The organism is Actinomadura sp. NPDC049753 (genome assembly GCF_040674655.1).
Classification (GTDB): Bacteria; Actinomycetota; Actinomycetes; order Streptosporangiales; family Streptosporangiaceae; genus Spirillospora; species Spirillospora verrucosospora.
Genome location: NZ_JBFARL010000004.1, coordinates 55,492 through 76,615 on the forward strand (window position 1 = coordinate 55,492; position 21,124 = coordinate 76,615).

General features: G+C 70.7%; 25 protein-coding genes. All 25 read right to left on the bottom strand.

Features of this window, described 5'->3' with window-relative positions; all coding sequences use genetic code 11:
• Positions 1-39 precede the first annotated feature (39 nt).
• Positions 40-621, bottom strand: a complete 582-nt coding sequence (locus tag AB0K37_RS02160; RefSeq protein ID WP_363973464.1) for a hypothetical protein — start codon at positions 619-621, stop codon at positions 40-42.
• Complete coding sequence (locus tag AB0K37_RS02165; RefSeq protein WP_363973467.1) at positions 621-1,253, bottom strand: hypothetical protein; 633 nt, start codon at positions 1,251-1,253, stop codon at positions 621-623. The genes AB0K37_RS02160 and AB0K37_RS02165 overlap by 1 nt, the downstream gene beginning before the upstream one ends.
• Before the next feature lie 10 nt (positions 1,254-1,263).
• Positions 1,264-3,456 (bottom strand): hypothetical protein, encoded by a 2,193-nt coding sequence (locus AB0K37_RS02170; RefSeq protein WP_363973470.1) that lies wholly within the window; start codon positions 3,454-3,456, stop codon positions 1,264-1,266.
• Entirely contained in the window at positions 3,456-3,914 is a 459-nt protein-coding gene (locus AB0K37_RS02175) for a hypothetical protein (protein WP_363973472.1), read from the bottom strand. The genes AB0K37_RS02170 and AB0K37_RS02175 overlap by 1 nt, the downstream gene beginning before the upstream one ends.
• Positions 3,914-6,877, bottom strand: a complete 2,964-nt coding sequence (locus AB0K37_RS02180) for a phage tail tape measure protein (protein ID WP_363973475.1) — start codon at positions 6,875-6,877, stop codon at positions 3,914-3,916. Before AB0K37_RS02180 ends, AB0K37_RS02175 begins: the two co-directional genes overlap by 1 nt.
• A gap of 90 nt (positions 6,878-6,967) precedes the next feature.
• Positions 6,968-7,459 carry a hypothetical protein gene (locus AB0K37_RS02185; RefSeq protein WP_363973478.1) on the bottom strand — a complete coding sequence of 164 codons (492 nt, stop codon included), beginning with the start codon at positions 7,457-7,459 and terminating at the stop codon, positions 6,968-6,970.
• A complete protein-coding gene (locus AB0K37_RS02190) occupies positions 7,456-7,962 on the bottom strand; it encodes a hypothetical protein (RefSeq protein WP_363973481.1) in 507 nt (168 codons plus the stop codon). Before AB0K37_RS02190 ends, AB0K37_RS02185 begins: the two co-directional genes overlap by 4 nt.
• Complete coding sequence (locus tag AB0K37_RS02195) at positions 7,962-8,990, bottom strand: phage tail tube protein (RefSeq protein ID WP_363973484.1); 1,029 nt, start codon at positions 8,988-8,990, stop codon at positions 7,962-7,964. The genes AB0K37_RS02190 and AB0K37_RS02195 overlap by 1 nt, the downstream gene beginning before the upstream one ends.
• A complete protein-coding gene (locus tag AB0K37_RS02200; RefSeq protein ID WP_363973487.1) occupies positions 8,990-9,232 on the bottom strand; it encodes a hypothetical protein in 243 nt (80 codons plus the stop codon). Before AB0K37_RS02200 ends, AB0K37_RS02195 begins: the two co-directional genes overlap by 1 nt.
• Positions 9,233-9,242: 10 nt before the next feature.
• Complete coding sequence (locus AB0K37_RS02205) at positions 9,243-9,713, bottom strand: hypothetical protein (protein WP_363973490.1); 471 nt, start codon at positions 9,711-9,713, stop codon at positions 9,243-9,245.
• Positions 9,710-10,282, bottom strand: a complete 573-nt coding sequence (locus AB0K37_RS02210) for a head-tail connector protein (RefSeq protein WP_363973493.1) — start codon at positions 10,280-10,282, stop codon at positions 9,710-9,712. Before AB0K37_RS02210 ends, AB0K37_RS02205 begins: the two co-directional genes overlap by 4 nt.
• Before the next feature lie 3 nt (positions 10,283-10,285).
• On the bottom strand, positions 10,286-10,549 hold the full coding sequence (locus AB0K37_RS02215; RefSeq protein ID WP_363973496.1) for a hypothetical protein: 264 nt from the start codon (positions 10,547-10,549) through the stop codon (positions 10,286-10,288).
• A gap of 13 nt (positions 10,550-10,562) precedes the next feature.
• Complete coding sequence (locus AB0K37_RS02220; protein ID WP_363973499.1) at positions 10,563-10,973, bottom strand: hypothetical protein; 411 nt, start codon at positions 10,971-10,973, stop codon at positions 10,563-10,565.
• 11 nt (positions 10,974-10,984) lie between these two features.
• Positions 10,985-12,367, bottom strand: a complete 1,383-nt coding sequence (locus AB0K37_RS02225; protein WP_363973502.1) for a phage major capsid protein — start codon at positions 12,365-12,367, stop codon at positions 10,985-10,987.
• A gap of 164 nt (positions 12,368-12,531) precedes the next feature.
• Positions 12,532-13,197: an HK97 family phage prohead protease gene (locus AB0K37_RS02230; protein WP_363973505.1), complete on the bottom strand. Its 666-nt coding sequence runs from the start codon at positions 13,195-13,197 to the stop codon at positions 12,532-12,534.
• A complete protein-coding gene (locus AB0K37_RS02235; protein ID WP_363973508.1) occupies positions 13,198-14,391 on the bottom strand; it encodes a phage portal protein in 1,194 nt (397 codons plus the stop codon).
• Positions 14,388-14,597, bottom strand: coding sequence for a hypothetical protein (locus AB0K37_RS02240; protein WP_363973511.1), 210 nt, complete (start codon positions 14,595-14,597; stop codon positions 14,388-14,390). The genes AB0K37_RS02235 and AB0K37_RS02240 overlap by 4 nt, the downstream gene beginning before the upstream one ends.
• 142 nt (positions 14,598-14,739) lie before the next feature.
• The gene (locus AB0K37_RS02245) at positions 14,740-16,302 is read right to left on the bottom strand and encodes a hypothetical protein (RefSeq protein ID WP_363973514.1); all 1,563 of its coding nucleotides are present in this window, start codon (positions 16,300-16,302) and stop codon (positions 14,740-14,742) included.
• Positions 16,299-16,550, bottom strand: coding sequence for a hypothetical protein (locus tag AB0K37_RS02250; protein WP_363973517.1), 252 nt, complete (start codon positions 16,548-16,550; stop codon positions 16,299-16,301). Before AB0K37_RS02250 ends, AB0K37_RS02245 begins: the two co-directional genes overlap by 4 nt.
• A gap of 156 nt (positions 16,551-16,706) precedes the next feature.
• Positions 16,707-17,000 carry an HNH endonuclease gene (locus tag AB0K37_RS02255; protein WP_363973520.1) on the bottom strand — a complete coding sequence of 98 codons (294 nt, stop codon included), beginning with the start codon at positions 16,998-17,000 and terminating at the stop codon, positions 16,707-16,709.
• A 64-nt stretch (positions 17,001-17,064) separates the two neighbouring features.
• Positions 17,065-17,973: a hypothetical protein gene (locus AB0K37_RS02260; protein WP_363973523.1), complete on the bottom strand. Its 909-nt coding sequence runs from the start codon at positions 17,971-17,973 to the stop codon at positions 17,065-17,067.
• Between the two features lie 154 nt (positions 17,974-18,127).
• Positions 18,128-18,316, bottom strand: coding sequence for a hypothetical protein (locus tag AB0K37_RS02265; protein ID WP_363973525.1), 189 nt, complete (start codon positions 18,314-18,316; stop codon positions 18,128-18,130).
• A gap of 15 nt (positions 18,317-18,331) precedes the next feature.
• Positions 18,332-19,705, bottom strand: coding sequence for a replicative DNA helicase (locus AB0K37_RS02270; protein WP_363973528.1), 1,374 nt, complete (start codon positions 19,703-19,705; stop codon positions 18,332-18,334).
• Entirely contained in the window at positions 19,702-20,271 is a 570-nt protein-coding gene (locus tag AB0K37_RS02275; RefSeq protein WP_363973531.1) for an ATP-binding protein, read from the bottom strand. The genes AB0K37_RS02270 and AB0K37_RS02275 overlap by 4 nt, the downstream gene beginning before the upstream one ends.
• Entirely contained in the window at positions 20,268-21,104 is an 837-nt protein-coding gene (locus AB0K37_RS02280; RefSeq protein WP_363973534.1) for a hypothetical protein, read from the bottom strand. Before AB0K37_RS02280 ends, AB0K37_RS02275 begins: the two co-directional genes overlap by 4 nt.
• Positions 21,105-21,124: the final 20 nt, after the last annotated feature.

A 21,124-nucleotide genomic window follows, 5' to 3' on the forward strand; every position in this document is an offset into this window, starting at 1 on the left:
CCACGCCACACCCGATCACGTCCTCTCCAGTTGAAACGATCACTGCGCCGTCGCCCACTTCCGTACGATCAGCGCGCCGTAGGCGTCGACCGTGATCGTGTTGCCGCTCCTCCAGGCCGTGGAGTGCGCGTCAACCATCAGGTTGATCACCATGCGGTGACCGGCCGGCCAGTCCGCCGGCACCGTGTAGGCCCGCGTCAGGGTGAGCGGCATGTGGTGGCGTTGGGGGTCGACGTTGTCGCCGGTGGGGGTGCCGATGGTCGTCCACGGCCAGGCGTGGGGCCAGGCGATGCCGTCGTCGACGTCGTACCACTGCAGTCGCGACCCGATGCCGACGTTGTAGGCCAGGTCGTTCGTCACCCTGCCCTCGGCCGTGACGTCCAGGACGTCGCCGGCCGCGACGGGCACAACAACCCGCATCGTCCGGACCGGGGTGTCTGGCGATAGGTCCACCGGGATCGTGGAGGCGACCACGGCGTCGTCGGCGTACAGCGCGACGGGCCGCTGGTCCGCCGTCGTGCCGACGACCGTGGCAGGCAGGAGCGGCGCCGCGGCGGCCGAGCCCCCCAGGACCAGGACGGCGCCCGCGGACGCGGCGAGCAGGGTCTTCATGCGGAGCATCAGGCCACCTCGTACATGCCGAAGACGTAGATGATGTCGCCGGTCGCCCAGGTGAACGGGCCGGCATTGTCGGCGTTGAGGATCCGGACGTTGCTTCCGGAGACGCCGAAGTACTGGAGGTTGACGTAGCCCAGGTCGGACACCTGGCAGTGCCCGGGGTAGTAGACGCCCGCTGAGGAGTCGAAGTACTGGGCGTGGATCCGGTGGTCGATGACCGTGGACGGCGTCCCGGGGGTGGTCGGCAGCGACAGCCGGTACCCGCCCGACCCGTAGCCGGACGTCGAGCCGGTGGTGAGGCGCGCGTAGACCTGGACTGACTTCCCGTACTGCTTGTAGCGGCCGACGACGGCGCCGTTCCCCAGGCTCGGGTTGCTGGTGACCGCGGTCCACTGCGGCGTGTAGGACTGCGCGTCGCCCAGGTACGCGGCCACGACCCAAGCGGCGCCGGTGTAGACGGTGAGGGCGTCGACGTCGCGGAGGTAGGCGCACATGCCTTCCTCCGGGGAGGTGATCGCGGCGTTCCGCGCGGCCGCCGACGCGAACGACATCACCGACTGCTTCATCAGGTAGTTGTCGACGTCGGCGGAGCCGAGCACCTCACCTACCTGGAAGTCCTTGAATCCAGAGCCCATTCGTTCCTCCTCAGTAGGCCAGTCGGTTGGCGTCGAGCTGACCGAGCAGCGGGTCGTCGAGCACGAGGAACCCGCCGTAGCGGGTCGCGGACTGGAGCGCCCATTTCGTCGTCCACTCCTCGCCGCCGAACTCGTGCGTGATCCCGCGGATGAAGCAGTCCATTTCGATGGGGTCGCCGCCGCCGGGCGGCCGGCGGATGATGGTGATCCGGTCGCCGATCTGTCGGCCGAGGGCCTGCGGCCACAGCTCCGCGGGCTGCGTCGCGGGCTCGATGGTCAGTTCGGTGAACCGCAGTTCCGGCTCGGACGAGACGCTGACGAGCCAGTCGGCGTAGGCCTTGGCGTCGGCGTCGGTCAGCAGGATCGGCGCCGAGGGTGGTGTGAACGTCCGCCGGTAGAACAGCGCCTGGCTGGTGGTGTCGTCGGCGACCTGCTCGACGGGCTCGTCTGGCGGGTCGCCCTCGGGCACGGTCCGGGCCGCGCGGGTGACGCGGACCTCGTTGTAGAACGTCGCGTCATCGGTGCTGACCGCGACGTCCTTGTAGGGCAGCTCGTCGCCGTCGTCCCCGAACACCGCCTGGGAGGTGTTCGACCGGGCGTCGGTCAGCAGCCCGTTCCGGGCACGGAACCGCACCCGGCCGCCGCCGTCCACGTACAGCTCGCCGATCTCGGTATCGGCGACGGCCTGGAGCTCGGCGAGTATCTCGCCTTCCAGGGTGGTCTCCTGGACGAACGTGTCGCCGTCGTCGACGAGGCGGTCCTCAGCGCCCCACCCGGCCGAGTCGAGGATCCGGTTGATGCGGGCGCCGGTGGTCTCGCCGTCGCCGACCGCTTCGACGGTGGCGCGGGAGATGCCCGTCAGGACCTTCATGCCGTCGGTGGCGGTCAGGGTGGTGATGGCCTGCCCGGGGTCCTGGTAGGCGACCAGCCACTCGTTTGCGGTCCCCTGGAACAGCTCGTAGGTGACGTTCGCCCACGTCGCGCGGACCCGGACGGCGCGCATTGCCGTGACGCGGCTCGTGCCGTTCAGCGGGTCGACGTAGGGCCCGTTCAGGTTCGAGGGGTCGAGGGCGCGGTCGTCGTTCGCCAGCGGCACGCTGAGCGTGCCGGGCTCGTACTGCACGATCGGGGAGTCGATCCGCTGCGACCCGCGCGACACCGTGCCCGTGCCCTCGGTGGCGCGGTCGGCAAGCTCGGTCCAGGTCGGTTCCAGGTCCGAGCCGTCGCCGAGCGTCCCGACGTCGAGCTTGCCGCGGGTCGGGTCGTCCAGCGTCAGCAGCGTCGACGTGGACGCACCAGCGGAGAACGCGGCCTGGATCGACAGGGCGGGGAACAGCGCCTCTCCGGACGCCTCCGTGGACGCCGTCACGGGCAGCGCCTCGCCGGCGGTGGTGACGCGGCCGAGGACGTGCAGCTGAGTCGTGGTGACCGGGCGGGCCGTGCCGCTGCCGGCGGCCTGGCCGACGGTCGTGCTCTTGGAGGCGGTGACCGGCCGCGCCGTCCCCGTGCTGGTGACCCGCCCGGGGTTGACGGTGGTCACGGTCGCGGCGGGCCGCAGCGACACCGTCCACACCAGCACGTTCGCGCTCGCGAAGGTGTTCGTCGACGTCCAGTTCGGCGGGGTGACCGTGGCGCCGGCGGCGCGAGATGTGGCCAGCCCGTCATCGGCGATCGCGCCGACCGTCCCACCCGTCCCCGTGGCGAGCGTGGTCGAGTCCGCGCGCTCGGTGTACCCGGACGGCGGGGTCCACCCGGTCGTGCCGGTGGTGGCGCGCTCAGAGATCGCCGTGACGATCCCGCAGTCTGCGAACCCGAGCGTCACCGCGGGGCAGGCGTGCGAGGACACGGCCGAGGCCTCGTCGCGCACAGACCAGGTGTCGATCGGGGACGTCGCGTGCGCGCCGCGGATGACGACCCACTCCGCGCTCTGCCGGTTCGCGGCGGTCCCGGTCAGGGTGATCGTCCCGGACTCCGACCCGGTGAGGATCTTCGTGTAGAACCCGACCTGCATCGACCCGGAGTCGCCGACCTGGAGGGACACCTGCGCCGCGCCGACCGGGCTGACGTCGGGGGTCGAGGTGTTCTGCATCGTCCACCACAGGAGGAACACGTCCCCGGCCGCGACTCCCGCGGGCCAGGACGTGCCGGACAGCGACGCGGCGTTCGCCCCGTCGCTGCCTGCGCCGACGATGCTGAAGGTCATCAGGCGGCCCGGTAGAACCCGCCGGACGGGAACGCGATGTTCAGGGTGGTGCCGTCCGTCGTCACGCTGATGTCGTGCGCCGTCAGCGGGATCAGGTCCGCGTCGGTGCCGCCCGTTGTGTCCGGGTCGTAGCAGATGAGCAGCTTGCTCAAGGTGTTGTTGGCCGCGCCGCCGGCCGTCGCCCACGACAGGTCGTCGGCGTCGACGTCGACTCGGTCGTTGGTGTCGTCCACCGCCGCCGTCACGCCGGTCAGGGTCTTGCGGGTGTAGTTGGTGAACGTCGCCTCGTCGTTGCTCGCCGCGAGCAGCGTCTGCAGATTGTCGTAGTCCTTCAGGACGCTGTCGGCCTCCAGCCCCGTGGACTTCAGCAGGACCGCGATGAGGGCGTCGTTCGCGGCCGGGAGGCTCGCGTAGTAGGCCAGCTTGCCCTTGACGATGTTGAACTCGAAGTCGGCCATCAGGGTCGCCCTCCAGCCGTGGCGAGCTTCCCGCCGCGGCGCTTGTACTCGATCAGGCACTCGTTGATCTCGCGGCCGATGGCGCCCTTGTCGACGGTCGGCGGGACCTTCACGGTCACATCGATGTGCTGGTGGACCACGACGACCTTGGACCCGGCGCGGTGCACCGTCCCGGCCGAGTTCGGGATCATCACCTCTGCCGTCTCCTCGCCCACCAGGTAGGGCGCCCCGAACGACACGCGGCCGCCTCGGGCCCGGCGGCGGCTCGGGTTGCCGAGCATCCCGAGCTGCTCGGCCATCACGCGCTGACGGGTCGTGCCGCGCATCGCGGCTTTGGCGGCCTGGCCGACCGCGCCGCCGGTGTAGAAGCGGGCGTTGTTCGGCCACCGCCATTGGTAGCCGCGGCTGGAGGCGACCTCCTGGACGTGGGAGCCGGTGAACGGCGCCTGGATGATGTAGCCGGGCTTGTCACTGGCGATGACGACGTGGTCCATGTGCGGGAACCCGAGCGCGCCGGGCCGCCGCGAGGTCGCGTGGGAGTTGGGGAACTGGGAGTAGGTGGTGCCGCCGATCGCGGTCTTGCCGCCCTTCCACCAGGCGTACTCGGTGAGGCCCGAGCAGTCGAACCCGTAGGTCCCGGCGCCGCGGCCGATGCCGTAGGACGGGCCGGACGCCCCGCCGCCACCCCACGAGTACGGGTAGCCGATCATGCTCCTGGCGGCGGCGACGACGCCGTTCGCGCCGCCGAACATCTTCGCCAGCGTCTGGGCGATCTTCAGGTACATCTTCAGCATGCCGACCGAGATCGGCGCGAAGTCCTGGCGGAGCGCGCCCACGCTCGGCGTGGACACCGTGAGGCCAACGCCCCGGGAGACCTGGCCGCCGCCGGAGAAGCCTTTCAGCAGGCCCTTGCGGGCCGCTGCGCGGAGCCGGAGCATCGCGTCGTGGCCGCCCGCGGCGTCGACCTCCTCCGGCGTCCAGACGTGCTCGTCAACGCGCAGCAGGGCGGGCTGGGAGTCGTAGGCGCGGGTGGCGCCTTCCCACATGGCCGGGACCGGGCCGCCCTTGGACAGGCCGGGGATGCGGCGGGACGGGTCGTGCGCGGTCCACTTCCCGACCGCATTGACCCTGACGTTCACGTTCCGCTTGGAGGTGATCTTGCCGAGCTCGTCGTTGACGTCCTTGCGGAACTTCTCCATCGCCTTCGCGGCGCCCTTGAGCTTTCCGCCCAGGCCGGGCACCCACCCGAAGGCCTTCGCTGCGCCCTTCACGACGTTCGTCGCGAAGGCCAGGAACATCCGGGTCATGGTGGTCGTGCTGCGGACCACCGCGTCCTTGATCTTGTCGATCGCGGGCTTGGCCTTGCCGTAGTACTCCAGCCACGCCTTCCAGCCCTTTTTGATCGACTGCCAGCCGATCTCCAGGACCTTCCACAGCAGCTTGAACGACTTGATCGAGTAGACGATCCAGGTCCCTACGATCTTCAGTGCGATCTTGAATTCGACCGACCACAGCTTGAGGAAGAATTTCGCGACGAATTCGTAGATCTTCTTGAAGACCTTGAGGATCTTCTCCCAGGGCACGTCGCTTTTCGAGATCTCGTTGTAGATGCGGCGGAGCTGGGAGAACAGCTCCTTCAGGATCGTCTTGTAGAACTTGACGATCACCGGGGCGATCTTCTTGCCGAACCAGTCGCCCAGGTCCCGCAGGGCCGGAATCAGCTTCGTCCGCGCCCAGTCCGCGACCTTCCGCAGCTCCTGGCCGAACTTCTGCCAGTCGTTCGCGGCCTTGCCGGTCCTGGGAAGGCTGAACCCCTTCTTGATCTGTGCGCCGAACTTCGACACCGCGTCCAGGGCTCGCCCGGCGACCTGGGTCACCTGCGTCTCGACGGTCCGCTTGAACCCCGTCAGCCGCGCCTTGAACGTGCCGTGCAGCGCCTTGCCCGCGTTGTCGGTCGCGCCGGCGAACTTCCCCATCTTCCGCGTCGCCTCGGACGGGTCGATCTTCAGCAGGGCCTTGCCCATGTCCTCGCTCTGGGTGCCGAGGATCTGCTGAGCCAGCGCGTACCGCTTGGTGGGGTCCTCGACGGCGCGGAGCTTGTCGGTGATCTGGTCGAGCGCACGGGTCGCGGCCGGGCCGCCCTTCCCGAACGCGGCCGCCATCTCACGCGCGTTCAGGCCGAGCTTGGTCAGCGCGGGCGCGGCCGACATGTCCTGGACGCGGATGTTGAGCTCTTTCATCGCGTCGGCGACGACGTCGGCGTCCCGGGCGCCGCCCTGCAGCCCCTGCTGGATGATCCCCATCGCCTGCGCGCCGTTCAGGCCCAGGTCCCGGAACTGCGTCGAGTACTCGTTAAAGGTGTCCAACAAGTCCTCGGCCTTGTTGGCGCCCATCTGTGCGCCGCGCGTCAGGATGTCGAAGGCCTCTTTGGAGTTCTTGGCCAGGCCCGTCTTCATCATCTGACCGACGGCGACCGTGACCGGCGCGACGTCCTCGCCCATCACCGCGGCCAGGTCCATCGCCCGCTTGCTGGTGGCCTGCAGGTCCGCGCTGGAGGCGGTCCGCATGCCGTCCATGTTCTGGATGACCTTGGTGATGGCCTCGCGGACCTCGTCCATGTTCTCGCCGTAGGCCTTGGAGTACAGGCGCCCGGCGACCCCGCCGATCCGCTGCGACTCCTTGGCCGTGACGCCGAGCTGCGCCCGGAGCTTCGCGCCGGCCTCCTGGGCGTCCAGGCCCTTGGCGATCGCGGGCCCGATGAGCGCCGCGGCGCCGGCGACGGCGCCGAGGATGGGGCCGAGCTTCCCGGCGACCGCGCCGAGCTTGCCCATCTTCCCCGAGCCCTGCTCCATGCCATCGTTCATGTCCTCGATGGCCTCGCCGGTCTCGCGGGTGGTGCGCTGCACGCCCCGGTCCCGGGCGACGAAATCGAACTGGATCCGCCGGGTCTCAGTACTCGCCACGGTCCGCCTCCTCTCGCTCCTCGCGCCTGCGCTGGTCGATGAACTGGACGAGCCCCGTGAACTCGGGCGGGGTCAGGTCCCAGACGGTGATCAGGGTGAGGCCGAACCACCGCCAGAGGCCGTCGGCGTAAGCGATGACCTGGGCTCGGACGCCTCCCCGCTCTCGGGGCCAGATGCCGGAGCGTCCGGCGCCGTCGCCTCGTGGGGGTGGGAGGGCGGAGTCGGGTCGGGGTCTTTTCCCGCGCCGTCCTCCGAGGCCTCGCCGGGCTCGTCGTCGGCGTCCAGGTCGCCGTCCGCCACGTCGAGCTTGAAGTCGGTGGGGTCGATGTCGATGTCCTCGAAGGGCACCTTGACCCCTTCACGGCGATGCAGCATGTCGACCATCGCCAGGACCGCATCAATGGCCGCGCTGGTGATGCCGGTGTCCAGCGCGTCGTCCAGGCCGCCGGCGAACTGGTCGACGCTGATCCCGGCGATCTTCTCCATGCGCTGGAACTCGCGGAGGGTGGGCGTCTCGAACTCCCACTTGTGCGCGGCCCCTTCGCACTGGGGGACCAGGCATTTCTGAATCGTGATGATCATGAGCCGCCGCCTAGTTCGTCCATCGTTTCCTTGATCACCTTCGCGACGTCGGCCTGCACCGCAGGGATGTGCGGGCGGATCGTCACGAAGAAGTAGGGGCGCGGCCGCTGCTGCTTCCACTGGTCGCGGCCCCACATCGGGGACCGCCACCGCGGCATGGTCCCCTCCAGGTACTTCGGCAGGTTCTTGTCCCCGTCCGGGAAGTGGCGGGGGTCGATCCGCAGGCGGACGCCCGCGTACTTTCCGCTGAGGCTGGCCTTGACCTGGACACCGCGCGCGGTGGCGTCCCGCAGGCGCCGCGGCCGCTCGCTCCTGGCTTTTCTGGAGCGCAGGTCGTCCGTCCCGCCCGGCGTCGCCCGGACCGCCCGCTGGATCTCCGGGCGGATCGGCTCGACCTTGCGCCGCATCCGCTTCAGGGCCTCCTTCTGGAGGTCCTTGCGGCCGGCCGCCTTCAGGTCGCTGCCGAGGCGGTTCAGGTCGTTGGAGGAGACGGAGACGTGCATCAGAGCGTCGTGTCCGTGGAGATGTAGCGGAACTGGTAGGCCGGGTCGACGCCGTTGTCGTAGACCTCGAAGTCCACGCTCGCCTTGACCAGGCCGGGCCCGTCCACGCTCGGGCCGGACTCCTTCAGCTTGATCGCCGGGGCCAGGAACGACAGGTGGAACGGCTGCCCCGTGTCGGCCTCGCCGAACTCCAGCACCAGCTCCAGCGCCAGCGCGTCGTAGGCCTTGTAGACGTCGTACAGCTCCGCCTTCGCGAACTCCGCGTCGAGGCTGCCGGTGACGGTGGGGTAGTCGTTTTCCAGCTGCTCGGCCTTCAGTCCGCCGTTCCCGACGCCGTACCTGTCAACGGCCATCGGCGACTCGCCCTTGAGCTGGATCTGGTTGACGACTGCCGCCACGGCGACGCCGCCGGTGATGCTCGTCTTCCCGGACGCGGTCGCCGGGGTGCCGCCGAGCTTCAGCGTGGCGTGGCTGAAGTTGTACAGCTCCACGCCGGAGGCGTAGGAGGCGGACGCCAGGCCCGTGGTGGTGTCCTCGTCCCGGCCGTCGAGCGTCACCGACAGCTTGAGGTGGTCGCCGTCCTGGAGCGTCAGCTCCCACTGCGTGATCTTGCAGCCGGTGTAGGCGAACGGGCGCACGGTCCCCGTGCCGGGCTCGGGCCGGCCGACCTGGATGGTCAGGCTCTTGCCGTACATGTCGCCGGGGGTGTGGATCTGCTCGTACGCGGAGGTCGCCCCGATCGCCGCCGGCGTCGCCGACGAGCCGATCATGTGCTTGAGCAGCAGGCCCAGGCCCTTGTTCGGGACCTTGATGTCGATCTTGCCGTTCACGTCCTTGCGGCTGACCGACACGCGGGAGGCGCGCTTGAACTTGCGGCCCGCCCGGAGGCCTTCGCCCTCCAGCCAGGTGGGCATGAACTTGAGGTCTTCGTTGTCGAACTCCAGGAAACGCGTGACGGTGACGCCGGTCCCGAACACCGACTCCGCCGCGATCCCCAGCTGGGCGTCCAGGCCCGAACGGGTCCCCATCAGTCCTCACCCTTCTTGGTCTTGACGGGAGCGTCGGCGACGTCCTCCCAGAGCTCGGCCGGCCAGACCGGCGCCGGGTCGTCCTCGGTCCCCGCGCACAGGGCGTCGGGGATGTCGATGACGTCGCCGGAGCGGACGTTGCCGACGTACTGGCCTCGGACGTTGACCTCGTGACCGAGGTCGACCCGCTCGCCGGCCTCGTCGCGGCCCGGGTTCGCCGGGCCGATGAACCTCTTGCGCATCGACTCCTCCTCAGGTGATCCGGGACCGGACCGGGATGTTGATCGTGAACACCAGGACCGCGGCCAGGCCCTGGGAGTTGGTGGGGTAGCGCAGCGCCACGTCCGCCACGGCGGCCGCGCCGCCGGTGGTGAATCCGCCCAGGCCCGGGTCGGCGCGCAGCGCGTCCTCGATCGCCTTCAGCAGCGCCGTAGCCGCCGTCCGCCGGGGCCGCATCGACGTCTCCGCGTTGCCCGTCGACGACCCGACCGCGCACACCACGTCGATGGACTCGTCGCGCACCATCGCGCCCAGGCCCTTCCACGCCTGGGTGGAGCGGGCCGCGTCCTCCTCCTCGTCGACCGGGCCGTCCCCGCCGACCACCGCCCACTCCCCCGTGGGGAAGGACACCTGCGGGCCGTCGGCGACGAGCGTCCCCGCGGGGAGCGCGCCTTCGAACAGGGCGACGAGGCGGTCGATCGCGTCGGGAATCTGCGTGCTCATGCGAACCCCGCCCACTCGCCGATCTCCACGCCGAGCAGCTCCTGCGCACGGCGCGGCACGCTGTAGGCGTATCGGGGGTCGTAGTCGTCGGAGGCCTGCGAGAACGGGCCCTGCGCTGCCGGGCGCTGCGTCTCCCACATGTGCTGGACGATGATCCGCGCGGCGAGCTGATATCGGGCGGGGACCTCGGCGACGCTCGCGGCGCGGCCGGCGACGTAGACGACCTCGACCGTCTGCGTCCCGGACGAGAAGTTCATCCGCGCAGAGCCCGACACCCGGGTCAGCACGCCGGACTCCGACACCGCGACACCGGCCGCGTCCAGCACCGACCCGCCCACGGTCACCGACGTGACCGACGCGACCGGGAGCGCGGACAGCAGCAGCGCCGACCGGCCGCCGTCGAACCGCTCGGTGACCGGCCGCTGGATCACCGCGCCGACGTAGCGCTCGACAACCTCGGTCGCCGCGCTGACGTACAGGGCCAGCTCGGCGTCCGAGTCGGTGTTGTCGGGGTCGATGTTGAGCTGTTCCTTGGCGGCGGCCAGGTCGATGATGTCGGTCGCGGCCATCGGCTACCCTCCCCCGGCCGGCGGTGTCCTGCGGGGGCGGCCCGGGCCGCGCTTGGCCGCCGCCGCGGGGGCGGCCTCGGCCGGGCGCTTGTGGCCGCGCGCGTCGAGCTGCGCGTCGACCTGCGCGACACGGTCGGTCAGACCGCGCCGCGCGTAGCCCTCACGCTCACGCAGCAGCGCGAGCACCTCGGCCTCGGCCGCGGTCGCCACCTCGACGACGTCGGGCGCGCCGGTCCGCGTGCTGTAGACCACCTGCTGTTCCGGCACGCCCTCCCCCTTCTCAGCGCTTGGTCTTGGGCGTGCGGTCGGCCGCGTTCTCCTGGCCCGCCCGGTCGGCCGGGACCGAGGAGCCGCCCTCGCGCGCGGCCTCCTCGGTCTTGTCGCGCACGAACTTGGTCAGCCCCTCCTCGGCCTCGGCCTGGGTGGTGCCGGAGTAGGCCTCGGCGCGCTTGGCCGCGGCGAGGTTCTCCGCGCCGGCCTGCGGGCCGGGGGTGGCCAGCGGCGCGCCGTGCACGGTGCTGCCGGCCGCGGCCCGGTCGGCGGCGGCGCGGCGGTTGTCCTCCAGCTGCCGGGCGGCCTGGGGGGTGCCGTCGGGGTTGACGTAGCCCTCGTCGCCGGGGCGCGGCCAGTCGCCGTCGCCCTGCTGCCGCTTCGCCTCGTTGGGGGAACTGGTCGTCTTGTCGTCGGCCATGGCGGGGCTCCTTAGAAGGTCGGCGTGATCAGGCCGGTGCCGGAGATGACGGAGATCGACTTGGGGTACCGCTCGCTGTGCAGCGCCACGTAGTTGTAGAACCGCAGCAGCACGCTGAGCTGGTCGGCCTTGGTCTCCCGGAACGCCTCGCTGCGCGGGGTCGACTCGAAGAGGATCACGTCGTCGGCGCGGACCACGATGATCCGGTCCTCGTTGGTGCCCGCACCGAGGTTGATCGGGATGTTCGGGTCGACGTACACCGGCAGGCCCTGCAGCGTGCCGACGTAGCCCTCGGAGGCGACCGGCGCGGCCGAGCCCGCCGAGTTCATCGGCGCCTGCGCGGCCGGGACCACGAACGGGCGGCCCTGCGCGTCGACCGCGGCGAGCATCCACGCCCACCGGCGCGGGTGCATGATGACGTGCGACGGCGGCAGGTACCGGCCGGTGTGGACCTGCTGGATCGCGTCGGCGAGCTTGGCGTAGGCCTCGGCCACCGTGGGGGTGGCGTCGGTGTAGGTGACGGCGTTCACGCCGGTGACGTTCAGCAGGCCGCGCTTGCCGGCGGCGTTGTTGTTGAGCGCGAACACATCGAGCTTCACCGCGTAGTCCGCGGCGAGGTCGGCGAGGAGGATCTCGTCGACGTTGATCGGGGACTGCTCGATGAGCTGGACCGCGACGACCTGCTGACCGGCGATGGTCGCGACGTTCGCGGTGACGCTGGCGGTGGTGGCGTCGGTGTTCTGCACGGAGGTGTTCTGCGTCGCCTGCTCGGCGACGGCCGTTCCGGTCGCCAGCCGCGGCAGGTTGATCGAGTCGGTGCCGGGCGGCAGCGGCGCGGAGCGAAGCAGGTTCGCCGAGGTGCGGCCGGCGCGGGCCAGGCGCACGTACTCGTCCACCATCCAGGCGGGCGGGACGAACTCGCCGCCGGCGCCGTCGGTGGTGGTCAGTGCGCGCTTCTCCATCACCTCGCGGTCGTTGCGGGCCAGGCGCTCGACGGACTCGCGGGAGCCGTGCAGGTGCGCGCGGGTCAGGTCGCGGAAGTAGCTGTTGGGGCCGCCGCGCCGGTAGGTCTCCGGCTCGGAGGTGACCTTGACGCGCTGCTCGGGACCGCTGGGGGCGACGGCGCCGTACTTGGCGCGCAGCTCGTTGGCGGCCTGCTCGCGGCGCTCCAGCTCCTCGGTCGAGGACAACTCGCTCTGCAGCGTTTCGAGCTCGGTGTCGATCCCCTGGATCTCGGCCTCGCGCTCCTTGAAGGCGCGGGTCTCGTCCGGGGTCAGCTTCCGCTCTTCGGCGGTCGGCTTCTCCATGACCGCGGCGAGGGCTTCCTTCGCGGTCTTGCGCTTCTCCAGCAGCTCGTTGACACGGCCGCGGAGGAACTCCACCCGTCCGGGCATGAGACATCTCCGTACGTCAGTTCGGGATGCCTGCTGGTTCTCCGGGTGGTGCCCCAGGTGGTGCCCTACGTGCGGGTCCGGCGTGGGGTCCGGCGCGTCGATCGACGCAGGCTTACAAGGCCAGCATGGAACGCCAGCGCCAGAACGTCAACCTAGGTTGAGGTTCACAGGGACAGTTGCCGGAGCTTGGCCTGCGCGAGGTCGAGCGGGAGCTCGGCCGCCGGCGCGGCGGCGAACCGGCGGCCGAGCCGCTCCCACAGCGCCCGCGCCTCAGCGTCGGGCATGGAGTCGAGGTCCTGCGCGCGCAGCGCCACGGACGTGGCCGGGTTCGCGCCGAAGTTCACGACGCTGACGTCGCCGCGGTGCAGGTCGACCTCGATGATGTCGCGCTGGTCGTAGTCCGGGCTCCACTGCTGGCGCGTCACCCGGAACGCGAACGACATCTCGTCGACGGCGCCGTCCTCCAGCGCCGTCAGCATGTCGCGCACGTCCGACCGGATCGGGTTGACGTCGGCGGACATGTGCAGCCCGGTCGAGTCCTCCGCCAGGCGCAGCGACCCGGCCCGCGTGTAGGCCATCGACAGCCCGCCGTGGTTGAGCAGCAGCTGCACCTGAGGGTTCTCGCTGAGCGTCTTGGTGAACGCGCCAGAACGGACGACCTCCCCGTAGGCGCCGAACATGTCCCACATCTCGAACACCTCGTCGGTCACCGAGGCGTAGCCCTCGACGGTGGCGGGCCCGCCGGCGGCCGAGGCCTGCCGGACCTCCAGCCGCACCGGGTAGTGCCGGCGCTCGATGCCCCGCTTGGCGGCGCGGTCCTGCTTGCCCATCTATTTCTCCACGCTCACGGGGATCGGCGGCGGCGCCGGGGCGGCGTCCGCCAGGGGCTCGTCCCCGCCGTCCAGCGGGGGGAGGTCTTCCTCGGCACGGGCCTCGTTGACGGTGCCCATCTTGTTGCGCAGCGCGATCTCGTGCGCTCGGTACCGGGTCAGCAGGTCGCTGCGCAGCAGGCCCTTGCGGTTGAACTTCACGTTCCGGCCCGCGGGCAGCAGCGTCGTCAGGACCCGCTCCAGCCGCACCAGCCACGGGTCGACGCTGTACGTGAGCAGATCCAACGACCTTTGCTCGATGTTCGCGTACGTCAGGCTGTTGTCCGTGCCGTAGCCGAACACCTGCGCGTACCCCGGCCCGAAGAGGCGGCAGCACTCCGCGCTGGTGAAGCCCTGCGTCTCCAGGAACTGGCTTTCGTTCGGGGAGATCTGGACGGCCTGGTACTTCCACCCGGCGCCCAGGACCGCCGGTTCCCGCCGCCCGCGCAGCGACGCCATGAACCGCTCCTTGGCGGCCTTCGCCTGGTCCTGGTTGAGGTTGCCGTCGTTGGTCAGGAGCCCGGACGGGTGCGCGCCCTCGTGGAACCACTGCAACCCGAATCGGGTCGTGGCGACGCCGAGGGAGATGATGCCGGAGCCGTACTCGATCGGGGACGCGCCCAGCAGACGCCCGGGCACCGGGTACACCCGGCGGTGCCAGACGTCCCGTTCGGGGACCTCGTGGCCGTTGAACCGCCACTGCGGGTTCGTCTCCCCGAACGGCTGGAACACCGACACGGCGTCGGGGTGCTGAAGCTGGATCATCGTCGGGGTGCCGCGCAGCGTGTCGCGCATCCCCTCCGGGATCAGGCCGTACATGTTGCCGCGCAGCATCCACGACACGACTGCCTGATACAGCCAGTCGGGCAGGCCGTGCCCGTCGCCGCCGAGGTCGGCCAGCCAGGACGGCACCGGCAACTTCCGCTTGTCGGGCGCGTCCGAGGAGAACACCTCGATCGGCATACATTCCGCGATCGTCGCGGTGAGGTTGACGCAGCCCCACACGGCGATCTTCTGCAGCGACCACTCCATGCGGCCTGGGATCGCGGAGCCGCCGACCGTGGAGATCTGGCTGTTGGGCGGGATGTCTGGGGGCGCGAATCCGCCCATCTGCGCGTCGCGTCGCTCCAGGCCGCGGCCGAACAGGACGCTCACGAGGGTGTCCCTCCGTCAGGGCGCCGGCGATCGTCGAGCCGGTCGGCCAGCAGCGCCGCGCCGGCCACGATGAACCCGGCCGGCGGCCACGCCAGCCACGCCCCGTAGGCCACCAGCATCACACCCGCCAGGGCTCGCACCGCCAGGACCGCCGTGAACACGGCCCTCAGCGCCGTCCCCGCCGCGGCAGCGGCACGGGCGGTCACGGGTACCCCAGTCGCGCGGCGGGCCGCCAGACGGCGCCTCAGCGTCGCCGGCCAACCCGGCGCACTCACCGCTACCACGTGGACCTCACCCGCCCATTGTCAACCATGGTTGGCAGAAACCTCAACATTGGTTCAGGCCTGGTTACCAGATGTTGTTCAGCGGGTCGTCGTCCGTGGACGCCAGCTCCAGATGCGCGCCCACGCCGTTCGTCGCCGCGACCAGCGGGCAGATGTCGGCGTCGCCCTTCCGGTCCCAGGTCTTCCGGTCACCCAGGGGCCGCGTGGTCGCCCCCTTCACCGCCTCGTTCAGCGGCTCGTCGTCCAAGTGGACCAGGTCGCGGGTATCGGTCGCGGCGTCCATGAACTGCCCGTAGGCGTCCGCGATCTGCCCGGTGTCCATGACGTGCACCGGCAGGTCCGCGTCCCTCAGGGCCTTGATCAGGTACCCGGCGGGGCCTCGCTTGTCGACCGCGAAGGCGACCACCTTGTAGCGGCCTTTGAGCTCCTTCGCCCGCGGGACGACCCACGCCGCGCCCTGCGCGTGGTTGATCACCTCGACGATCAGCGCGCCGTGCTCATCCCGGAACACCGCCGTGATGGCGGCCTTGCTGCCATCGGGCTTCATGTCGATCGCGAACACCGGCCGCCGCGGGCCCTCGGTGCCCGGCCGGGGAGCCTCGCCCTGCACCGCGAGCTTGGACCAGTCGGCCTCGGAGATGACCTCCCAGCCGCCCTCGTCCTCCTCGTCCGGCGGCAGGTCCGCGCCGATCCCCAGCCGCTCCCGCCCGAACTGCACCGCGCCCATCGTCCGCAGCTCGGCCCCGACGAACTGGCCGGTGATCCGGCGGCCGAGCGCCGGGTTCGCCTGCGCCCACAGCTCCGGGTCGTCCATCGCGCCCCGCGTGCGGGGCGTGCTGTCGGGGACGCTCCACTCCAGGAACGCCAGCCCCGTACCGGCGCCCGCCGGCCGCTGCAGGTACCTCGCCACGCGGGGAGCCTCCAGTCCCAGCAGCGCGGCGATCCCGTCCACGTCCAGGCCCTCGGCGCGCAGCCGCTGGCAGATCGCCGTCAGCGCGCGGTGCCGCAGCTTGCCCAGGTGCTCGCTGATCTCCCAGCCCTGCGACGAGGCGTACACGATCTGGGGGTTCGGCCTGGCCGACAGGGTCGGCATGATCGCGCCCATCGTGTCCGCGTCGAGTTTGAACGCCTCGTCGATCACGGCCTTGTCGCCCGAGAACGCGCGGTTGGCCTTGTCGCTGCGCGCCTTGAACAGCAGCCGCTGCCCGCCCTTGAGCTCGATTCCCTCTTTGCCGTGGGCTTCACTCACCTTCCGGACGCGCCGCAGCAGGGACGGCGTGTTCCGGATCAGCCCGATCACCCGGCGGAACATCTCCTGCGAGGCGTCGAAGCGGTGCGCCGAGTACGTCGTGAGCGGGTCGTCGAACAGGTAGAGGCAGCCGAGCAGGTACGCCTCCAGCGCCGCCGACTTCCCGTTCTGGCGCCCGACGATCAGGACGTTCTCCAGCGTGTTCCACCGGCCCGGGTCGGCCGGCGAGAGCGCACAGAAATCGTCGAGGGCGGCGCCCTGCCAAGGGTCCAAGTCCAGACCGGCCAGCCCCGCCAGGTCCCGGACGTCCGGCCCGTACGTCCGCTCGTACGGCGGCACCGTCCGCAGCCGCGGCGTCTGCACACCCAGCAGCCTCACGCCCCACGCTCCTCGCGCCGGGCCCGCAGCTCGTCCACCGGATCCGCCTTCGGAACCGGCGGGAACCGCTCGACCAGCACCCGCAACGTCTCCCTCAGTTCTTTGGCGCACTGCGCGGCCTGATTCGGCAGGTGCGCCTCGTCCTGGCGGCGCGCGAGGTCGACCGCCGACGCGCCGAGCGCCGAGCCGGTCGCCTCGTCGCCCATCGACGCCAGCTCATCCCGGACGGCCTGCTCAACTGGCCCCATGATCTGCTCCCCTCACCCTCCGCGACCGAGCGCACGAGCCGGGAGGGGGAAAAAGTTGACGGTGTGCGGGTCTTTGACCTCCGCCGCTCAAAAAATGATCAGGCCGCTGACCTGCGACGACGCGCGCCGACTTGGTCGGGCCTGTGACCTGGGAGTTCACCATCGGCGGGGCTTCCACTTCTTGCGCTTCGACGATCCGTCGCCGTGGCGGGCGTTGCAGGTGAGGTGCGCGGGGGCGTAGTTGGTGAGGGTGGTTTGACCGCCGTTGTTGCGCTCTTGGACGTGGTGGGCGCTAAAGCTCCAGGGCGAGCGGGGCGGCGGGCCGCCGTCCTTCGCCGGTCGCGTGTCGATGGGCTGGCCGCACAGGTAGCAGGGTTCGCCGGCCGCGGCGCGCTTGCGGACGATCGCGGCGATGACCTGGTGGCGGTAGCCGAGGCCTGGCTTGGCCACATCCTCACCTCCAATCGGGAGCCGCCCCGGCGCACCACACGGGCATGCCGGGGCGGCGAGTTGGCTACTCAGGGGTTCCGAAGCACAGCCCGCGCATGGCGCGCTTGGCGGCGTCCTCGACCGACATGCGGGCGGCGTCCTCGCGGATGTGGTCGCCGAGAGTCTCGCCGGTCCGACCGGTCCGGGTCTCGCCGTCGCAGGTCTCGATGGTCCGGTAGGTCGGCGCGTCGTCGAGCTTGTCGGCCAGACCGGAGTGGAGCATCGCGTGGGCCAGGAGCGGGCGGGCGTTCTCGTAGAACACCTTCGACCACGGCGACCAGGTCATCAGCGGCAGAAGACGCCGGTCGCTGACGAGCCATTCGCCGGCGGTCGACCAGCGGGCGCCGCTGGCGTCGGGCTTGGCCTCGGGGTCGTCGACGGTCAGCCAGACGCCGAGGTCGATCACGTCGTTCATGCATTCCCAACCCAGCTCGCCGCGCTCCTGGTCGATCGCCCGCTGCGCGCGCAGCGCCTCGACCTGCTCCTGTTCGGCCCACGCGTGGGCCTTGGGCAGGGTGATGCCGAGCGGCTCGGCGAGCTCGGACAGGAGGAAGTAGCGGACCTGCTCGCCGTCCTCGTCACCGTCCTGGGTGACGAACCGGATCGGGGCGCGACCGAACCCGAACAGGTCCGCGGTGACGTCCTGCAGAGTGGCCGGCCACAGCGGCACTCGCCCGTGGAGGTGCTCCAGCGCCTCGGCGACTCGGGCGGCGTGCTCCTTCGGGCCGTCCTCCATGAGGTGGACGTCGTCGGCCTTCTCGAAGCGGTGGGCGATCTGAAGGCCGAGGGTCTCGAAGGACAGCCGCGCGGTGAGGTCGATCAGGTCGTCCTTGGTGAGCGCGGCGGCTTCCTCGACCGTGCGGCCGGTGATTTCGGCGAGCCGGGTGTGCAGTGCGTGCATGTCGTGGTCGCCGGAGGTGATCTGGTCGGCCATGGGTAGGCTCCGTTCCTGGCCGGGGCTGCTAGGGACAGCCCCGGCCGCGTTGTTGTCGGTCATCGGGTCGCGTCGATGAGGGCGGCAATGACGAGCAGGGCGACGACCGCCAGGGCGCTGGCGCGGGCCATCGCGGCGGCCCACCGCCGGTCGTTCATCGCTTGGCCTCGCGGCGGAACCGCTCGTACGTGGCGCGGGCGTGCTCAACGACACGCGCGGTGTGCTTGACGCACAGCAGGACGTCGGCCGCGGGGTCGAGGACCTCGCCGGTGCACCGCTCGTCGTTCTGGCGCAGGTACCGGCACCGCACGATGCGCTTGGGCGCCTGTTCGGTGGTGGGCATGGTGATCTCCTTTCGTTAGGGCAAGTCGGGGACGGGCTGCAGATGGCCGTACTCGCGAGGCGTCGGCTCGGGCGCCATGTCCATGACGCGGGCGTAGTGGCCCTGGAAGGCGGCCGTGACGGTCCCGGTGGGGCCCGCACGGTGCTTGTCGACGATCAGGTCGATCTCCCCAGACCGGGGTGACTCCTTCTCGTAGGCGTCCTCGCGGTGCAGCAGGATCACGATGTCGGCGTCCTGTTCCACGGCGCCGGAGTCGCGCAGGTCCGACATAGTGGGGCGGCGGTCGTTGCGCTTGGTGCTCTCCCGGTTGAGCTGGGACAGGGCGACGATCGGGACGCTGAACTCCTTGGCGAGGAGCTTCAGGCCGCGGGACAGCTCGGCGACCTGTCGCTCCCGGGAGTCGGCGCGCGGGGCGTCCATCAGGCCGAGGTAGTCGATGACGACGAGGCGGGCCGGACGGGTGCGGGCCATGCCGCGTAGCCGGGCGCGGATGCGGGCGAGTGTGCAGGCCGGGTTGTCGTCGATGACAAGGGGCGCGCCACCGATGTCGGTGGTGCGGTCGGCGATCCGGTGCCAGTCGTCGTCCTTGAGGTTGCGCGCGCGGATGGCGTGCAGGTTGACGCGGGCCTCGGCGGCGACGAGGCGGTCGGCCAGTTCGGCGGATGACATCTCAAGGCTGAAGAACAGCGTCGGCAGGCCGCGGCGGATCGCCGCGAACCGCGCGACGTCCAGACCGACGACGGTTTTGCCGACGGACGGTCTCGCCCCGATGATGACGACCTGGCCGGGGCGCAGGCCGTTCAGCAGCGCCTGCAGGTCGGCGTACGGCAGCTCGACCGCGTCATCGTCGGCCTTGCCGTGCTCGATCTCGTCGAGGCGCCGGAGGACGATCTCGCCGATGGTGGGCAGCTGCTCGCCGGTGAAGCCGGACGTTGCAGCGTCGAGTCCCTGGCGGATGAGGTCGAGGTCCTCGTCGGGCTCGAAGTCGCTGCGCGCGGCGATCTGCGCGGCGCGGTGCACGGCCTGGAGCACGCGCCGCCGGATGGCGTCCTTGGCGACGATCCGGGCGTCGTACACCACGTCCGCGCTGCGGTGCTCCATGAGCCGGAAGAGGAACGGGCCGGGCCCGCCTTCCCCGAACCGGGCGCCGGCGTCGGCGAGCGCCTTCATGACGCTGACGGGGCTGACGGGGTCACCGGCCCCGATGAGCGTCTCGACGGCCTCGGCGACGAGCTGGTGCTGCGGGTTCCAGAAGTCGGCGGGCAGGACGTGCTCGGCGGCTGTCTCGGCGGCGGCTTTGCGCTCAATCGCCGCGCCGAGCACAGCCATCTCCGCGGCAACCACGGCGGGGGTCGGCTGCAGGCCGGGGAGCGTGATGTCGTCGGTCACCGGGCCCGCCTCTGGTCCTTGCCCGCGAGCGCGATGGACTCCATGCCGTCGGCGAGGCGGGAGGCGATGCGTTCGCCGACCAGTTCGCCGATGTCGGGGACGTTGGTGGTCACGATCGTCGGGAGCTTGCGGCTCCACCGGTGGTCGACGAGGCCGTGCAGGTGCGCGGACGCCCAGTCCGTGACCTTCATCGACCCGAGGTCGTCGATGACGAGGAGGTCGGCGCGGGCGAGGCGGTCGAGGGCGGTCTCGTCGACGGGCGGCATGACGATGCGCAGCAGGTCGTAGGCGGAGACGATCCGCCAGGTGCCGCGCCAGCCGTTCCACAGCAGCGTCTCCACGGCCTTCCAGCAGGACCATGTCTTGCCGGAGCCTGTGCGGCCGCCGAGCAGGAGCGTCCGGGCGTCGCCCTGGACGAATCGCTCCAGCCACGCGAAGACGGCCGGGTCGAGCTGGCCGGGGGCGGCGAAGACGGCGGGACGGGCCTGCGTGAAGGCGTCGAGGAGGCGCTGACGCTCCTCCTGTCGCCACTGCTCGTAGGCGTCGCGCCGGTCGTCGGCGGTCATACGGTCGGGCCTCCTTGGGACCAGTCGTGGTCGTTGACGCGGGCCCGGGGACCGTGGCCGTAAGTGCCATCGGTGCCCGTGGCGGCGCGGGCGTGGTCGCGGTCGGCGAAGTCCTGAGCTTTCAAGATCCAGTTGCGCCAGGCGGCTTGCCAGTCGCGGCATCGGCGGTCGTTCTGGCGGGCGTGGTTCAGGAATCGTTCGGTCTGGTCGTCGAGATCGACCGTGATCCTGCGCTCGTGGTCGCGCGCCCATGCCCGCATCGATGCGGTGACGGGGAAGATCTCCGGGGCAGGAGTCTCCGGCTTGCGCCGGGAAGCCCTTCCCCCCACACCCCCCTGTCTCTTCTTCTCCGAAGGAGAAGAAGAGGAATACGTTGGATTGTGTGCACCTCCTGCACTAGCCCGGTGCACCTCCTGCACTAGTGCATCTCCTGCACTAGTTGTGACCTGCGGTTCTTTCTGAGCTAGTGCACCTCCTGCACTAGCCGGGGTCTGGTGCACCTCCTGCACTAGTGCGTCAGGTGCACTAGCTAGGAGGGCGGCGGGGATCGTAATCCGGTAGCTCGTCCTCGCCTTCTCCGTCCGCGCCTTCTGCACGGGCGGGCGGAGGCGCTTCAGCCACCCCTCCGCCTCGACCCGGTTCAGGTGGTCGGCGACCGCCCGTCGACTGAGGCCGGTCTCCTCGGCCAGCAGCGACAGCGACGGCGTGTACTCCGACGGGACCACCAGCGTCCCGTTCGTGACGTGCGTCAGCAGCACGAACAAGATCAGTCGGGACGGGCTCGGCAGCCCGGACCTCTTGATCGCGCGCTCGACGTCGTACCTGTCCCCCACCCGTGTCCCTCGTTTTCGCG

Excerpts from the sequence above, each read along its gene's own strand:
- AB0K37_RS02160 (WP_363973464.1), bottom strand. The coding sequence starts at position 621 with ATGCTCCGCATGAAGACCCTGCTCGCCGCGTCCGCGGGCGCCGTCCTG.
- AB0K37_RS02165 (WP_363973467.1), bottom strand. The coding sequence starts at position 1,253 with ATGGGCTCTGGATTCAAGGACTTCCAGGTAGGTGAGGTGCTCGGCTCC.
- AB0K37_RS02170 (WP_363973470.1), bottom strand. The coding sequence starts at position 3,456 with ATGACCTTCAGCATCGTCGGCGCAGGCAGCGACGGGGCGAACGCCGCG.
- AB0K37_RS02175 (WP_363973472.1), bottom strand. The coding sequence starts at position 3,914 with ATGGCCGACTTCGAGTTCAACATCGTCAAGGGCAAGCTGGCCTACTAC.
- AB0K37_RS02185 (WP_363973478.1), bottom strand. The coding sequence starts at position 7,459 with ATGATCATCACGATTCAGAAATGCCTGGTCCCCCAGTGCGAAGGGGCC.
- AB0K37_RS02190 (WP_363973481.1), bottom strand. The coding sequence starts at position 7,962 with ATGCACGTCTCCGTCTCCTCCAACGACCTGAACCGCCTCGGCAGCGAC.
- AB0K37_RS02195 (WP_363973484.1), bottom strand. The coding sequence starts at position 8,990 with ATGGGGACCCGTTCGGGCCTGGACGCCCAGCTGGGGATCGCGGCGGAG.
- AB0K37_RS02200 (WP_363973487.1), bottom strand. The coding sequence starts at position 9,232 with ATGCGCAAGAGGTTCATCGGCCCGGCGAACCCGGGCCGCGACGAGGCC.
- AB0K37_RS02205 (WP_363973490.1), bottom strand. The coding sequence starts at position 9,713 with ATGAGCACGCAGATTCCCGACGCGATCGACCGCCTCGTCGCCCTGTTC.
- AB0K37_RS02210 (WP_363973493.1), bottom strand. The coding sequence starts at position 10,282 with ATGGCCGCGACCGACATCATCGACCTGGCCGCCGCCAAGGAACAGCTC.
- AB0K37_RS02220 (WP_363973499.1), bottom strand. The coding sequence starts at position 10,973 with ATGGCCGACGACAAGACGACCAGTTCCCCCAACGAGGCGAAGCGGCAG.
- AB0K37_RS02225 (WP_363973502.1), bottom strand. The coding sequence starts at position 12,367 with ATGCCCGGACGGGTGGAGTTCCTCCGCGGCCGTGTCAACGAGCTGCTG.
- AB0K37_RS02230 (WP_363973505.1), bottom strand. The coding sequence starts at position 13,197 with ATGGGCAAGCAGGACCGCGCCGCCAAGCGGGGCATCGAGCGCCGGCAC.
- AB0K37_RS02250 (WP_363973517.1), bottom strand. The coding sequence starts at position 16,550 with ATGGGGCCAGTTGAGCAGGCCGTCCGGGATGAGCTGGCGTCGATGGGC.
- AB0K37_RS02260 (WP_363973523.1), bottom strand. The coding sequence starts at position 17,973 with ATGGCCGACCAGATCACCTCCGGCGACCACGACATGCACGCACTGCAC.
- AB0K37_RS02265 (WP_363973525.1), bottom strand. The coding sequence starts at position 18,316 with ATGCCCACCACCGAACAGGCGCCCAAGCGCATCGTGCGGTGCCGGTAC.
- AB0K37_RS02275 (WP_363973531.1), bottom strand. The coding sequence starts at position 20,271 with ATGACCGCCGACGACCGGCGCGACGCCTACGAGCAGTGGCGACAGGAG.